This window comes from Natronincola peptidivorans (assembly GCF_900111615.1).
In the GTDB taxonomy this organism is placed as follows: Bacteria; Bacillota; Clostridia; order Peptostreptococcales; family Natronincolaceae; genus Natronincola_A; species Natronincola_A peptidivorans.
The window spans coordinates 1-14802 of the sequence record NZ_FOHU01000011.1 but is presented as its reverse complement, the minus strand read 5'-3'; the positions used below and the strand labels follow the sequence as shown (position 1 = coordinate 14802).

The 14802-nt window shown below is 34.7% G+C and carries 13 protein-coding genes; 10 read left to right on the top strand and 3 right to left on the bottom strand.

The window, feature by feature from the left end; all coding sequences use genetic code 11:
- Positions 1 to 9: 9 nt before the first annotated feature.
- A complete protein-coding gene (locus BMX10_RS11800) occupies positions 10 to 2052 on the top strand; it encodes an S-layer homology domain-containing protein (RefSeq protein WP_090444305.1) in 2043 nt (680 codons plus the stop codon).
- A gap of 336 nt (positions 2053 to 2388) precedes the next feature.
- Here the strand turns inward: BMX10_RS11800 and BMX10_RS11795 are convergent, their stop codons facing one another.
- The gene (locus BMX10_RS11795) at positions 2389 to 3570 is read right to left on the bottom strand and encodes a hypothetical protein (protein ID WP_090444302.1); all 1182 of its coding nucleotides are present in this window, start codon (positions 3568 to 3570) and stop codon (positions 2389 to 2391) included.
- A 445-nt stretch (positions 3571 to 4015) separates the two neighbouring features.
- Between BMX10_RS11795 and BMX10_RS11790 the strand changes: the two genes are divergently transcribed.
- The 3 genes from BMX10_RS11790 to BMX10_RS11780 all read left to right on the top strand — a co-directional run bounded on the left by BMX10_RS11790 (position 4016) and on the right by BMX10_RS11780 (position 7859).
- Positions 4016 to 4642, top strand: coding sequence for a TetR/AcrR family transcriptional regulator (locus BMX10_RS11790; RefSeq protein ID WP_090444299.1), 627 nt, complete (start codon positions 4016 to 4018; stop codon positions 4640 to 4642).
- A gap of 90 nt (positions 4643 to 4732) precedes the next feature.
- Positions 4733 to 7087 carry an ABC transporter permease gene (locus tag BMX10_RS11785; protein WP_090444297.1) on the top strand — a complete coding sequence of 785 codons (2355 nt, stop codon included), beginning with the start codon at positions 4733 to 4735 and terminating at the stop codon, positions 7085 to 7087.
- A gap of 19 nt (positions 7088 to 7106) precedes the next feature.
- Positions 7107 to 7859: an ABC transporter ATP-binding protein gene (locus tag BMX10_RS11780; protein WP_090444294.1), complete on the top strand. Its 753-nt coding sequence runs from the start codon at positions 7107 to 7109 to the stop codon at positions 7857 to 7859.
- A 529-nt stretch (positions 7860 to 8388) separates the two neighbouring features.
- On the opposite strand, the gene BMX10_RS11775 is transcribed toward BMX10_RS11780, so the two are convergent.
- Positions 8389 to 8958 (bottom strand): 4Fe-4S binding protein, encoded by a 570-nt coding sequence (locus tag BMX10_RS11775; protein ID WP_090444291.1) that lies wholly within the window; start codon positions 8956 to 8958, stop codon positions 8389 to 8391.
- A gap of 973 nt (positions 8959 to 9931) precedes the next feature.
- Between BMX10_RS11775 and BMX10_RS11770 the strand changes: the two genes are divergently transcribed.
- The 6 genes from BMX10_RS11770 to BMX10_RS11745 all read left to right on the top strand — a co-directional run bounded on the left by BMX10_RS11770 (position 9932) and on the right by BMX10_RS11745 (position 14410).
- Positions 9932 to 10489: a hypothetical protein gene (locus BMX10_RS11770; RefSeq protein ID WP_090444288.1), complete on the top strand. Its 558-nt coding sequence runs from the start codon at positions 9932 to 9934 to the stop codon at positions 10487 to 10489.
- A 97-nt stretch (positions 10490 to 10586) separates the two neighbouring features.
- Positions 10587 to 10940, top strand: coding sequence for a hypothetical protein (locus BMX10_RS11765; RefSeq protein ID WP_090444284.1), 354 nt, complete (start codon positions 10587 to 10589; stop codon positions 10938 to 10940).
- Positions 10941 to 10951: 11 nt separating this feature from the next.
- The gene (locus BMX10_RS11760) at positions 10952 to 11260 is read left to right on the top strand and encodes a hypothetical protein (protein ID WP_090444281.1); all 309 of its coding nucleotides are present in this window, start codon (positions 10952 to 10954) and stop codon (positions 11258 to 11260) included.
- 62 nt (positions 11261 to 11322) lie between these two features.
- Positions 11323 to 12144 carry a hypothetical protein gene (locus tag BMX10_RS11755; RefSeq protein ID WP_090444278.1) on the top strand — a complete coding sequence of 274 codons (822 nt, stop codon included), beginning with the start codon at positions 11323 to 11325 and terminating at the stop codon, positions 12142 to 12144.
- 24 nt (positions 12145 to 12168) lie between these two features.
- Entirely contained in the window at positions 12169 to 13344 is a 1176-nt protein-coding gene (locus tag BMX10_RS11750) for a tetratricopeptide repeat protein (protein WP_090444275.1), read from the top strand.
- Positions 13345 to 13393: 49 nt separating this feature from the next.
- The gene (locus tag BMX10_RS11745) at positions 13394 to 14410 is read left to right on the top strand and encodes a GIY-YIG nuclease family protein (protein WP_090444272.1); all 1017 of its coding nucleotides are present in this window, start codon (positions 13394 to 13396) and stop codon (positions 14408 to 14410) included.
- Between the two features lie 137 nt (positions 14411 to 14547).
- On the opposite strand, the gene BMX10_RS11740 is transcribed toward BMX10_RS11745, so the two are convergent.
- A partial coding sequence (locus BMX10_RS11740; RefSeq protein ID WP_170834801.1) for a transposase occupies positions 14548 to 14802 on the bottom strand: 255 nt, incomplete at its 5' end.

The following is a 14802-nucleotide window of genomic DNA, read 5'->3' as shown; positions in this document are numbered from 1 at the left end:
TGAGAAGGAATGAAAAAGAGAATAAGCTTATTGCTGATACATACCATGCTGATAAGTTTACTCACCATGCTGATGAGTTTACTCCCCACCAGTGTGCCAGTATTAGCAGCTGAAAGACACATACCACTTGGGGTTGTAGAATCTGTATATGGCAGAAATACTACAAGTCAATTCATTTATTTTGGTAAGAATAAGGGGACTGACCCTATAAAGTGGCGGGTAATGGTAGTAGAGGATGATAAAGCTACCTTGATGAGCGAGTATATCTTGGAATATATAAGATACGAAATTTCAGACAATAGAAACTGGTCAAATGCAGAGATTTGTAAGTATCTTAACAGACAATATTCATTTGCAAGTGGGGGCTTTTTAACTACAGCTTTTAGTAGTGTTGAACAAGCCAAAATATTAGTCTATAGTAATACGGAAGAAAGTGGATACAATAGTCCTGGTACCTTTACACCTAATCAGAAAATAGTTTTGCCATCTTTAGATGAAGTGAAGGATGGTGGCACTTTTGGCATGAATGAAAGTGATAGAGCTGCACTAGAAGCTGAAGGATTTCTAGGGACTCCAAATACTGAAATGTATAAAAAAACCTGGTGGCTGAGGACGCCCGGCGAGCAGAATGACTCAGCGTTGTCTGTCAGATCTAGTGGTAGTATCGATTACCATGGCAACTATGTAGGCGATAAATTGGGTATTCGTCCTGCTTTCAAACTCAACCTGGCGGATGTGCTCTTTACATCTGATGCATCTGGAAATGGGGTAAAAACAGGAACACCAAATAGCATGTTAAATCGTGTAGTTCATACAAATAATGAGAAAAAGTTAACACTTATAGATAGTAATCAAGGTTTAGTTAGTGCAGCTACAACCAGCAAATACATACAAAGAGAAGATACTGAAATAGAAATTAACTATCAAGGAGCAATAACTGGTACGAATCAATACCTTTCGGCTATGATAACAGATAATAGGGGTGTACTAAAATACTACGGTACTATCAAGTCATTAGCAAATAGTGAAGATGGAAGTGGTACAGCAGAGGTTACTATTCCTCGAGATTTTGAAGATGGTTGGAAACTTAAAATTTTTACTGAACAGCTTAATGGGGATTACCAAACAGACTACGCAAGCGTACCAGTAGAGGTAACACTTACAGCTAAATGGAAACAGAATAGTTCAGGTGGTGGAAGTAGTTCAAGTGGTCGGAGTAGTTCAGAAGGTGGAACCAGCACTTTGAGTCTCAATGCAGAGCAAGTGATTAATAGGCTAAGTAAAGATGATAAAGTAGCTATCATCAATCTGTTTAAAGAATATATGCCATATACATTTTTTAGTACAGATTTGACACTAGAGCAACTTAAAGTTTTTACTAATAATAAGTTTACAGATAAACAGCTGCAAGAGATACTTGACAACCCACAACTTCTTCAAAAGTTAGGAATAGATGACTCTATGATGAGCAGAACAGTTTTCTTAAAGCCAATCCACAATCCAAGCTTTACAGATGTGAAGTCAGATCATTGGGCATATGGAAGCATAATTGAGGCTGCATCACTGGGGCTAGTGACAGGTATGCCAGACGGCAGCTTTGCACCAAACAATCCTTTGCAAGTAGCAGATACCTTTGTTTTTTTAGATAAGGTATTACTCCTAAACAACATAACAGAACCAAAGCTTCCAAGAAGTACAGTAGAACTATATATAAATGACAAAAATCACTGGGCCTTTAATCATATGGCTTCTATTAAATCAAAACTAAGTGAAGAAACCCTAATGACAATCAGTCAGCTAGGAGATGCACCTATCACAAGAGAACTTTTAGCCCAAATCCTTTATGAAATCACAAAAGGCAGACTAGAAGCCACTCGAGAAGTTCGGCATTTTACAGATATACAAAGCTCATCTTATAAAGAAGCAATAGACTATTGCGTAAGTAGAAGGCTTTTAAGTGGCACAAGTTCAACTACGATGTCACCTCAAAAATCATTAACACGAGGGGAGTTAATGTCAGTACTTATCAAATTGGAGAGTATGCTGAAATAATTAAATCATAAGTTTATAAAAAACAGAGGATTTAAAGGAGAAGGCAGGAATAGAGGCCACTGAAAAAGTTAACAACCTCCAGACTGTTCAAAAATCTTCAGATCAAATGGAACAGAAAATAATAGAATAGATAATATTAGTATAGAAATTCAAAAATAAGAAGGATATATGACCTTATGGTGGAGCTATCATCAATATTTATTACAACATGCCTAAGTAGATGCACAGGGTAATTTATCTACTCTTTTCTTATATATAAACTCCCCTTAGGGATAAGGTAAAAGGGAGTTTTGAACTGAGTACTAATACATTTTATTCCCTGTTGCTGACCAAATACTAACAATCCCATTTATTCTTGTCATTTTTATCGCTGTCATGACAACATGACTTAAAATAGAGAGGTGTAACATATTTTCCACAGGGATAGTATTCCCTCATAATTTCTGGTGGAACAATTTGGCCTTCGGGTACATTCTTTGCTGTATAAGGAAATATCGGTGACACCTGATTGTTTCTATAAAAAAGGGTAAGAGGAACTAAAGGCAGTTGGCTGGCATCAATCCAAGCAAACCCATTTTCTGTAGTAACATGAGGTGGACGTGGCGCTCCAAAACTTATAACAAGATTGACATAACCCTTTTTATCGATAATGGCCTGAAAATCACCAAGGGTGTAAAGCCCCAATAAGCCCACCTGTGTTACAAAAGACATACTCCAGTACCTCATGTCCTCATTCCCTAGTATTCCGATATTATGATAGGTGTCAGGAAATGTGGGAGCTTTCCAGCGAATAAATAACAACTTACCTGGGTCTCTTTTAATTTGATTAGAAAGTATATAGACTGTATTTAGATCAGGTTGTAGAATTCGAGTGGCTATGACACCTATACGACTCCATGTTAAATGGCAAGTTACATCAACCATATCATTACAACACTGGTGAGCAACTTCTCTAGTAAAAACACTTGCTGGGTTTAGTAGGTTTACAAACTGAGGGGGTTTTTCAACAGTTACAGATATGCTTGTGTCTCTGGAGGCCTTTTTTGCAGTACAATAAGTGATTTTCGGAAGCCCAACACCACCTGTTTTATCATAACCAATACTGGGAACGTAAATTCGGAGTCCAAAGAGGCCGAATCTATTTGGCGTACCATCTTTTAAAGTTCCCGCATAAAACGTGTTATTTCCTGCCTCTGGCATGAAATGTTCCGAACCCTGTGGAGGAGGTGTAAAGCTTATTTTAATAGTGTAATTACGATCGTCTGCATTCCAATCAGCACCAGGTAAAAAAGGATTAATATTGCCAGGGTCTGGAATTAACATTCTATCAGGAGCTGTTGTTATTACATTGTCCAGTTGCCCAGACAAAGTATAAGACATATATCTTGCATATGGAAATTTTCCTTTGATAACAATCTCTATATCGGGATCCACTTCATACGGAAAAGCATAATAGCTAGCATTGAAGTCTCCAAGCATCAACAAAGAATTACTGGGTTGGTAAATCCATTTTTGCATATGAAACACTCCTTAAAACATTTATTTTTGCTTTATAATATGTAGTTATTAATTGGTTGTGATTACAATAGTGGACGACAGCATTAAATTATAAAAGAGTAAGTTTAAGCAACACACCAGATATATATAAGGGCTATTATAATTTATATTAGGAAAAAATGATGTGGAGGGTGTGAAAAAGCAAAAGATTATTATAGTTCTAAAGAAATAGTCTGATTTCAAGCTTTTTAAGGGTTTTAGTTAGTTTATAATATATTATAAGCTTCCTCAGATCAATGTTTGGGGAGCTTTATTTATGAAGGATGTACTTCTATAAAAAACTGATTGATTTAAACTCTGAAGCTTCTTTATTTTATCTGATATAAAAAATCGTTGCTATACTAAAAAAGGTAATATATACTAAACATAGACCGACGGTCAGTCTACAAAGAAATGGAGTGAAATTATGAGAACTACTAAAGAGTATAATGAAAGGAGAAATGAAATTCTTAATGCTGCTGAAAAGCTATTTCATGGGAAAGGGTATGAGAAGTGTACTATTAATGACATACTTAAAGAGGTTGGCATTGCAAAAGGGACTTTTTATTATTATTTCAAATCTAAAGAAGAAGTTGTGGATGCCATTGTATCGAGGTATAAAGAAATTGTAGTTAGCAGGGCAGAAAAAATCCTTAAAATAGATAATATTAGTCCAGAAGAAAAACTTATGCATGTCTTTAAGGCTATGAGGATGGAGGAGAAGGTTAACAGTGATACCCTTAATGATTTGCATAAAACTGAAAATGCATTATTACATCAAAAAACCTTGAATCAGATAGTTACAGCTATGGCTCCTATTTTGGTAAAGGTCATTGAAGAAGGAATTGAAAAGAAAGTGTGGAGTTGCAGCTATCCGTTACAGTATATGCAGATTTTTCTAGCAGCAGCATTAACTCTAACCGATGAAGGTATTTTTGAATTAGATGCTGATTCCCAGATGAAGGTTATAGCAGCATTGATTTCGATTCTTGAGAAGATGCTAGAGGTTCCTGAGGACTCCTTTATGAAGTTATTTATGCAGAACTTGGTCTAATGCTTATTATTTATGGAATCCTAATATTTTCTTTTGCACTTCGTTTTGGTTTTAGCTCCAAAAAAATTAAAGAGATATGGGGTATTGGAGATGAATTGGTTAATTGTTAAAAATGATTTTAAGAGAAATAAAGTGATTAATCTGGCATTACTTTTGTTTATGATGTTCTCAGCAGGTCTTGCTGTCTCGTCTGTGATAATGGGGGTACAAACCTTTACATCGATTTCTGAATTATATGAGAAAGCTCAGCCACCTCATTTTCTTCAGATGCATAAGGGAGAAATTAATCAGGAGAAAATAGATGCCTTCATGTCAGACTATGAAGGTATAACCTACTGGCAGACCATTACAATGATTAATGTCCATGGTGAGTCTCTTACTGTTGTTGGTAATAAGGATACATACAATCTTTTTGACTGCCGTCTTGGCATTGGTCTGGTAAAGCAGAATGAAACTAAGGATTTACTCCTAAATTCTAAACATGAAAAAGTTATCATTGATGAAGGGGAAATTGGGATTCCCGTACTTTTAAAGGAAATGTATGGTATGGAAATCGGAGATCATGTTATTTTGACCCATAACGATGTCCAAAAGAAATTTGTAATTAAGGAATTTATTTTGGATTCCCAAATGAATTCTCCAATGGTCTCTTCTACAAGAATACTGTTAAGCCATGAAGATTTTGACATGCTTAAAGGTCAGGTTGGAGAAAAGGAATATCTGATAGAAGCCTATTTTACCAATTCAAAAGAGGCTTCGGATTTTCAAACAGCCTATGAGAATGCAGGACTTCCTCAAAATGGGCAGGCAGTAACCTATGCAATGATTTTTTTATTAAGTGCAATAACGGATATCACAACTGTATTTGTTTTACTTCTAGTAAGCATACTTTTAATCATTGTTTCTTTTATCTGTGTTAAGTTTACAATCATGGCTGCTTTGGAAGAAGAATTCACAGAAATAGGTACAATGAAGGCTATTGGACTTCCATTTGCCGATATCAGGGATATTTATCTAAATAAGTACAGGATATTAGCGATGGTAGGTGTAATAATAGGATATATTTTAGCATTGTCAACTAGTAGTATATTTACAAATCATATCAGGACTACATTTGGAAATATCAGGATGTCCCCTGCAGTAGTAATATTATCACTAGTTGTTGGATGCTTTGTTTTTCTTCTTATAAACTATTATTGTAAAAAGGTATTAAAGAAAATTAAAAAGGTTACTGTTGTTGATGCATTGGTTAGAGGGAAGGGATTTGATAAAGATAACGGCCATATAAAGGACGGACTATATAAATCAAAGAAACTTCCTGTTAACTGGCTGATGGCAATCAGGGAGGTTTTCTATAAGTTTAAAAATTGGATAATAGTATTTGCAGTTGTGTTAATTGCTGTACTAATGATTATGGTTCCTGTTAATCTGATGAATACCTTTGAGGTACCTGAATTTATTACATATATGGGAAGTTCTCTGGAGGATATACTAATTGAAGTGGAAAATGGAGAAAACCTTGAAACCAACTATGGGAGGGTAATACAGGTTTTAGAAAGTGATGCTGGAATTGAAAGCTATTATGAATATCGAAGGGTACGTGTTCAGACCACCGATGCTGAAGATGAACTTAAGAATTTACATATAGACAGTGGAGATAACTCAGGAAATCAGCTAAAGTATATCAGTGGAAAGGCTCCTGATGAGGAAAATGAAATTGCCATTTCCTATCTTAATGCCAATGAAATAGGAAAAGATGCTGGTGATACAATAGTACTTTTCTATGATGACAAAGAAAAGGAATTTGTTATTTCTGGAATATATCAGGATGTTACCAGCGGTGGATACACAGCAAAGTCAAAATATGATTTTTCAGAACTGACCAGTGAAAAATATTCATTTTCGGTTAATCTTAAAGATAATATAGAAGTGGAAAAAAAGGCAGATGAATGGTCTGAAATCATTGGACCTGGAGTAACAGTAGACCCAATGGAGGCGTTTATCAACCAGACATTGGGAGGTGTCGTAAAACAGCTAAAAACGATTGTTTCTCTCATTGTCATAATTGGAGCATGTTTGGTAATGCTTATCACTGTTTTATTTTTAAAACTGCGTTTGGCAAAGGATTTATCGGAAATTGCAGTATTAAAGGCTATAGGATTTTCTGAACTGGATATTAAAAAGCAGTACTTGATAAAAATAGGCTGTATTTCTATAGCTGGTATTTTGGCGGGTATTATTTTAACGGATGTCTTAGGAGAAAAGATAGTTAACCTAGTATTAAGTATTTCAGGGCTTGGGGTTAAGAAGGTTGAACTTATTGTCGATCCTTTAGTTCAATATATCCTGGTTCCATTGTTGTTACTGACGTTGATGCTGTTAGCAACATGGATTGTTCTGAGAACAATAAAAAGATATAATATTATTTCTATTATTAATGAATAGTAAATTGAGGAGGTGCAATATGAAAACAATATTGAAGGTACAGAATTTATGTAAAAGCTTTGAAGATACACAGGTATTAAATAATATAAATTTTGAGGTTGAAGAGGGTGAGTTCATAGCAATCATGGGGCAGTCGGGTTCTGGAAAATCCACATTGCTTTATAGTATCAGTGGAATGGATAGACCTACTTCAGGCAATGTATTGCTTTGTGGTAAAGATATTTCTAAACTGGATGATGAAAAAACAAGTGAAGTGAGACTAAAACAAATGGGATTTATTTTTCAACACTCCTATCTTCTAAAAAATTTATCTATCAGAGATAACATTGTACTTCCTGGGTTTAAGCTTGGTAAGCTGTCGAGAGAACAGGTAAATCAAAATGCCGATACACTTATGGTAAAGACAGGCATTGACAGTGTAGCTGAGCATGATATTAAAAAAGTTTCAGGGGGGCAGCTGCAACGTGCAGCCATATGTCGGGCACTGATCAATCAGCCAGATATTTTATTTGGAGATGAACCGACTGGAGCTCTAAACAGCAGTACCTCAAGGGAGGTATTGGATATCATTAATGCTGTCAACACAGAAGGCACAACAGTTATCATTGTTACCCATGATGTGAAAGTGGCAGCAAGGGCAGGCACAGTAATATTCCTAATGGATGGAAATATCCATGATAAACTGACATTAGGAAAACATGACGGAGATGAAGAGAAAACACTTTTCAGAGAGAAAAGGTTATATGAGTGGTTAGAAGAAAAGGCATTTTAGTAAAACAATATCCACACTCCATCACAAAACATGTGGAGTGTGTTACTTTGATATCAAGGGTGGATAAATAATAGTGCTTTAAAGTGACATAATTAAGGGTTTCCCAACATTGAGTTTTCTCTTGGCTGTTTTGCTAGAGGTAGCAATGTAGGGAAACCCTTTTTTTTATTGTTTGTGGGAACATATCATCCGCCTTAAAGGTGATAGGGTTGAGTTGACAGATTAGATAATGATGAGAGATTAAAGAGAATCATCTGGAGGGATAATAGTAAATATAGAAGGAAGGTCAAGAAAAGCTGTAATAGAAGCGCATTGACGATAGAGTTTTATATCTAGCCTTTGTGAATACTTTTCATGTCATGATTATAATAAGGATTACTTTATGAAAAAATGGAGACAAGGGCTTGATAGCGATAATGTTTTAATAGGATATAAGGCAAATTAACTAAAGAATAAAATGAATAATAAGCTATTAAAGAGAAGTCCAATTAATATATGCCCTAAAAGACTAATACATCCTACTATTCTTTTATGGCTGTTTAGTATCTTTAAGAGGGCATTGATCACACTGACCTCTATGTTGCATAGAGTTATTGTCATTTTTTTTCTCAATTGATGTAAGCTTTTTGCGACCCTTAATAGCTACGTTTGAAAGAGTTCCCATAGGACAAATTGTACACCATGTTCTTGGTTGATAAAAAACGCCCAATAAAATGCCTACAATGCTTGTAATGATAATTAAGCGTACGAATACAAATCCAATTTGTGTTAAATTTCCTTCTGCTTTAATGATACCAATTGCAAAGTTACTAAGTAAAAAGAGAACAAAAATGGTCTTAAAGAGAGTAGAGTTTAAAAACTTTGGAGGCTTTCCTCGTTGGCTTATATTTTGCATCAATTTACCTAAAAAGCTGCCTCGAGGGCAGTAATTACTACACCAAATACGCTTTCCTTTAATAATACCAACTACAACCGGTGCTAACATGCAAATCAGTGCAATTAGCCCAATAATAGGATAAACCACTCCTATCACCAGAAAAGCTATAAACAATGTCCATAGAACATCAGCTGCCTTTAATTTGTTTCTTTTAGTAGACATTAAGCCCCTCCTCTAAAACGGTCTGCATTTTATTTTTTCTATTAAGACTTGTTTTTATGCACAAATACTCATTCGATCTTAAGAAATAAATATATTAGTCAAGATGAGCAAGGGATGTCTTGACTAATTGTTTTATTAAGTCATTAATCCTGAACTATTAAAATATCACCTACGACTTTAACAGTATATTTTAATAATTTTTGATACTTATCTAAAAAATTCAATACTTCAGCAGTAGACAAGCCTAGTAACACAAAAGAAATAATAAAACCAATCGCATAATCAACATACAATTGATTCGTGAAATTGAGATAGAATATAGCAATACCGCAGGACTTGTAGTACAGAAAAACGGAAAGCTCATATATGAGAAGTATTTTGATGGACACAAAGAAACAGATACAATTCACATTTTTCAGTAACCAAAAGCATTACCTCAATCCTCATTGGAATGGCTATCCATCAGGGATATATCAAAAGCATAGACCAGAAGGTGTTGGAATTCTCCGACGGTTACCTTTGGTGGAATCTTGACTCTGATGGAAGCAGAACCTTTGAAAGGGGGCAGCCATTAGCCAATCTTAAGTTTTTTAGAGATGATGTATGATAGAAATATTATGAATGGATGAACCTGTCCCCCATGATTTTTTGCACAAACATTATAAACACAAGGAGTTATAATCCTTGTGTTTAAGTTATTTTATATTACTAAAGATACTTTGTATTTTGTTTCTATATAGGGGATCCAAACTGCATAAACGGAAATCTAGATCTTGAGCATCGATGTTTTTCGGTACACTCAATTTTGTAAAGGTCTCATCTAATCTTTATGAACCGTAATCTTATTTCCAAGAGGACTTAATTGAAAATATTGTTACTATTTATAATTATGTCAACCCCTTATAATGTTTATATAAGTAGAATGAGAAGTTAGCGTAAATATGAGGAAATTATTTCAAAGTGAGGGAAATTCGTGAAAAGACATTGGAATTGGAACATCACCATTGAGAGAAGAAACTATAGGATAGACCTTGAGTATAATATAGGATTAATTAGGCATATGAAAATCTATGTCAACGGACATTTAGTAAAGCCAACGAAGATCAACAAAGGAGAAGAAGGAGCTGATTATTTCTTTTCTATTTATAATCACGAATGCTGTATCTACAGCCGGATTATAGGAGAGGATCTCCAGTATAGCGTGACCTTAGGGAAGACAGATTTAATAACAGGAGAAGAGGTAGAATATGTAAAAGTGCCGCCAAAAGAGGAAGAGGTAGAAGTGAAAATGACAAAAAAAGAAATGGCAGTAAGGGCTGTTTCATTTATTGTCTCTGTAGGGCCTATTGTTGTGGTGCTTAATCCTATGATTGAAGGACTTTTGAGGATGTTGAATTGGGAGCCAAACGAAGCTATTCGTGGGGTCATTGAGGGTGTATCTATGACGGCAATGTATATGATAACTGCAGACTACATTGTTAAAAAACTTAAAGGAAGAGGCTTGCTAGAGGAAGCTGGTAGCTCACATTAAGAGAGGATGTTAAAAACAACGTTGGTTGATATAAAAATGTAAGTATCTGAATATCAGTTATCTTCCTAGAGTAAAATTAAAAATTGGAGTGAATTAATTGAAAATACCTGATGAAATAAAATGGCTATCACTCTTTCAGGCGGAACCACAGTTATTGGATGAAGATGTACCCTATTATTACAACCAGGCAAAATACGAATTTACCAATGGCAATCATGAAAAGTTTATTGTGACCATGACACCCTCCTACAGTGAATTGAAGCTAGAGGCTTTTAGTAGTGATACCAATGAACTACTAGGACTATTAGACTTAAAGAATATTGTAGCCATAGAAATCCTAGCCGATAGGAAGGAAGAGAAAAGAATCATGATTACTACTCCCTATTGGGTCATGAAGATTGACCTTGTGCCTAGGTACAAAATTTTTATGAATCAACTGTTAGTAGATTAAGGAGTGTATCTATGGAAAACATCATAAAAGACATGAAATTGTTTTGGAAAAATGAAAACTATAGAGGGCTTACTATCTTTTTTCTCATTCCCTTTATATGTGAAATCATCATTTTTTCTTTTCTGTTTCCTGAACCCCTACCTTTTTATAAAACCTATAGTATTTTTACTGCCCGCACAGGGATTTCCCTGATCATGCTATTATTAACCTTTAAGGGTAGTAAAATAGCTACTGCTTTAACAATCCTATTAGGATTATACTCTCTAGAGCAAGCATTTTTGTATCTCCTAGTGTTTGCAGGGTCTTTTTTGAAGGGTTAAAGGTTTAAAAGACTTCCATAGGTGACTTGGATAAAAGTGAGAAAAGAATGGAGAATTGATCAATGAAAAAGCTAATAGGATTAGGCGTAATAAAAGGGATGTTAGGATCCTCCCTAGCGATTATTGTTTTTATAGTGGGAGGTTTAGTGCTTATAGTAGGATCAATAGTGGGATTTGGTTTATTACACGGTATAATAGCAGGAATCCATCACTTCTTTGAGAGAAGTGATTTTATTGCCTATATTATTCCCGGCAGGAATCTTATTTTTGGGATTATAACCTTTGTTCTATTGGTGATAGGGTTTCTTGGCATCAAATTTATAACCCCTTCAGAAAAAGTAGAAATACAGTTTGAAGAGGCTGATTTTAACCCCAAAGATCTTAGCTTTTTTCTAAAAATCGTGTATATACAATTTCGATTTGAAACTCGTATTTATGCAGCTTTGTGGCATTTTGTTGGTGAGCATAAAGGAAAGGTGCTTTCCCTCACCCTTGCTGCATCCTTACTCCTGGGATATTATAGCTTCACCGACTACAGCATCCTGTACCAAGATACCATTGTAAAACATAGCTTTTTCAACCCAATGGGGCAAACCTATAGCTGGGAAGATATAGAAGAAGTACGGGTGGGTACTAAGGGAAAAAGAAATGACTATGATTATTACTATACTATTCAATTTAAAGATAAAAACATCATCAGCTTAAATCCCCATACCAGCATCAATTCTCATAGTTATGATTTTTATGATGATCTTCTTATAATTGATCATCGAGTAAAGGAATTAGGCATCAATAAAGTGATCGATAGGTCTAATTTAGATAAAATGGGGAGGAGCTACTATCCAGATCATTTAGAGAAGGCTCGAAGGTTATTTGAGGATTAGCTTGAAAAAGAGAGTAGGGATTCCATGAAACTAGAAACCTATATAAAAAAATTTGAGAGAAGAGTAAAAAAGCATCCTAATGATTGGCAGATTCATAGAAAAATAGGAAAGAGATTGGTTTATAAGCTTAAGAAGAAGATAAAAAGAAACCCAAAAGATATAAGTCTAATCAATTGGTGCGGTATTATAGCCTTGGAATTGAATGATTCAGACTTAGCTTTAGAGATGTTCCAAAGGGCTGTTGCTGTCAATTCTAATGTTCAGACATTAAATAACCTTGCTTACTTCTATCAAATTGAGTATGATGACCATCAAAGGGCTGTAGAACTATTGGAAAGAGCTGTTAAAATGGAACCTAATTCTGGTTTGCCCTATGGTCTACTAGGGGAAGCCTATTTAGATTTGGAGCTTTACAAAAAGGCGGCGGAGGCTTTTACAAAGGCTCTTAGCTTTGAAGAAAATCCTTCCCTATTAAATAATTTAGGGGTGGCATTATATAAGCAAGGGAAAATCAGGGAAGCTGCAATTCATTTTCAAAAATCATGGAAATCTGAAGATAGGATCAAGGATAATTTTCTGGATCTAATCCTTAACTATGGTGTTTGGGATGAATATCTTAATCCTGTCTTGAGCTATGGTGTTTCCATGGCTCAGCTAGGAAAAACAAAAGAGGCTGAAGAAGTGGCAGGAAAATTAAAGCTATTTGTAAAGGGCTATTTAGAGGCAGGGAAAAATCCAATCCATTTAGATATTGCATTTCTAGAAATAGCTGAAATCTACTATGAAGCCCACAGCTACACTAGGGCAAATGAAATGTTTCATGCTGCATTGGGTCCTAAGATGACCTATGGTATTTCCCCTAGATGGATTAGTCAATATCAATATTCTCTAATCCAATGCGAGCAGTTGCAGGAGGCTGAAGCATTGCTTAAAAAGGTAATCTTGGATACCCAAAAGTTAATGGAGGAGATCCTAGAGGATGACTATTATACCCAGGAGGAGCAGCAGCAACATGTCGATGATTATACCCAAGATATAGAAGAATATAAGGATTTATTCCAAAAGGTTAGAGAGGGTCATCCTCCATCGGTAGACTTCTGTCCTCCAGTAATGGGAAATTGTTATATGTTTGGCTGTATGCGTCATGGAAGGCCAGTGTATATTAAAAATGAGGGGATTATTTTTATTGATAAAATATAAAAGTCTTTGGTAAAGAGGTTAAAACAGATAAAAGCAAGATGAGTAGGTGATGAGATTGCCAGAAATTCCTAAGTTTTTAATACAAAAAATCAATAGAATGCCAGCAAAACCAGGTATATATCAAATGAAGGATCGCGAAGGAAATATTATGTATATTGGTAAAAGCAAGGCATTAAAATCAAGGGTGAAATCTTATTTTAGCATACAAGGCAAGTCCGAAAAGATAGAAAGAATGTTATTCCATATCCATGATATAGATTATATCGTTACTGATACACACTTAGAAGCACAGATACTAGAATGCACCCTTATCAAGAAGTTAAAGCCCATATACAACGTACAATTTAAAAATGATCAAAACTATAGATATTTAAAAGTAGAGAATTATAATAAAATTAAACCTGTAAAAGTTATTAGTGATAGAGAAGATGCAAATTGTTTTGGACCCTATAGAAATAAGAAAATTCTTTCAAATTTAGAAAAGCTTTTTCAAAATATATATCCTATATTAAAACATGGAGATTCCTATGGTTTTTTCTATAAAATATTACCAGAAGCAATGAAAAAGGACGCATTTGAGGAAAATAAACAATGCCTGATGGAGATTCTATCAAAAGAAGAGTGTATGCTACGTTTTATATCTGAAATTGAAAAAAAAATGAAATTAGCTGCTGCAGAATTTCACTTTGAAACAGCCTTAATCTATAAAGATTTACTTTATCATATAAACTATTTATATGATGTTAGTATAAAAAAAGCTGAGAAATTAAAGTGGGAAAAGATTTTGATGGGTGAAAAGATAGAAGATGGTTACAAACTTTTCTATATTTCAAGCGAAATAATAGTATTGAAGCAGAAATATAAAGAGATTAAAAGAGAAGCTATAGAGGAGTTTATCATACGGGCAAAAAAACTAGAGAACAATAGAATTGAGATAAAAAATGAAAAAAGCAATTTGGATTTTCAATATATTCTTCATGCTGAAATGAAAGACAAATCTTCAAAAGCCATCTTGTTTCTTGACAAGGAGTATAACTTAGAAGAGCTAGTAAATAAGCTTAGATGATTCTAGGCACAGGGATGGGGAGACAAAAAATAATTGAAAGCACAAAAAAGATGCTTTTTGCAGCGGACAAACGAAACGTCAGACCGCGTAATAATGGGTTATTATTCCATAAACATTTTAAATTTTTTCATACTAGATTAGCTAATATTTTCAATCAACATTGGGAATCTATAAAATTGGAGGCTACTAGAGGCTGTTTTACCCGTTAGTCTCCTTATTATTTCCTTTACTCCTAGTATATTTATTGCGCGTTTTATATTATAGGCTAAAAAAGCAAAAGAAATCTCCGCTTTTACTGACTGCATACCTTTTGTCAGAAAATACGTCATACCTAACCCCCTCTTTATCGTTCCAAAGGGATGTTCTACGATCATTTGCCTTTGTTTATAAAG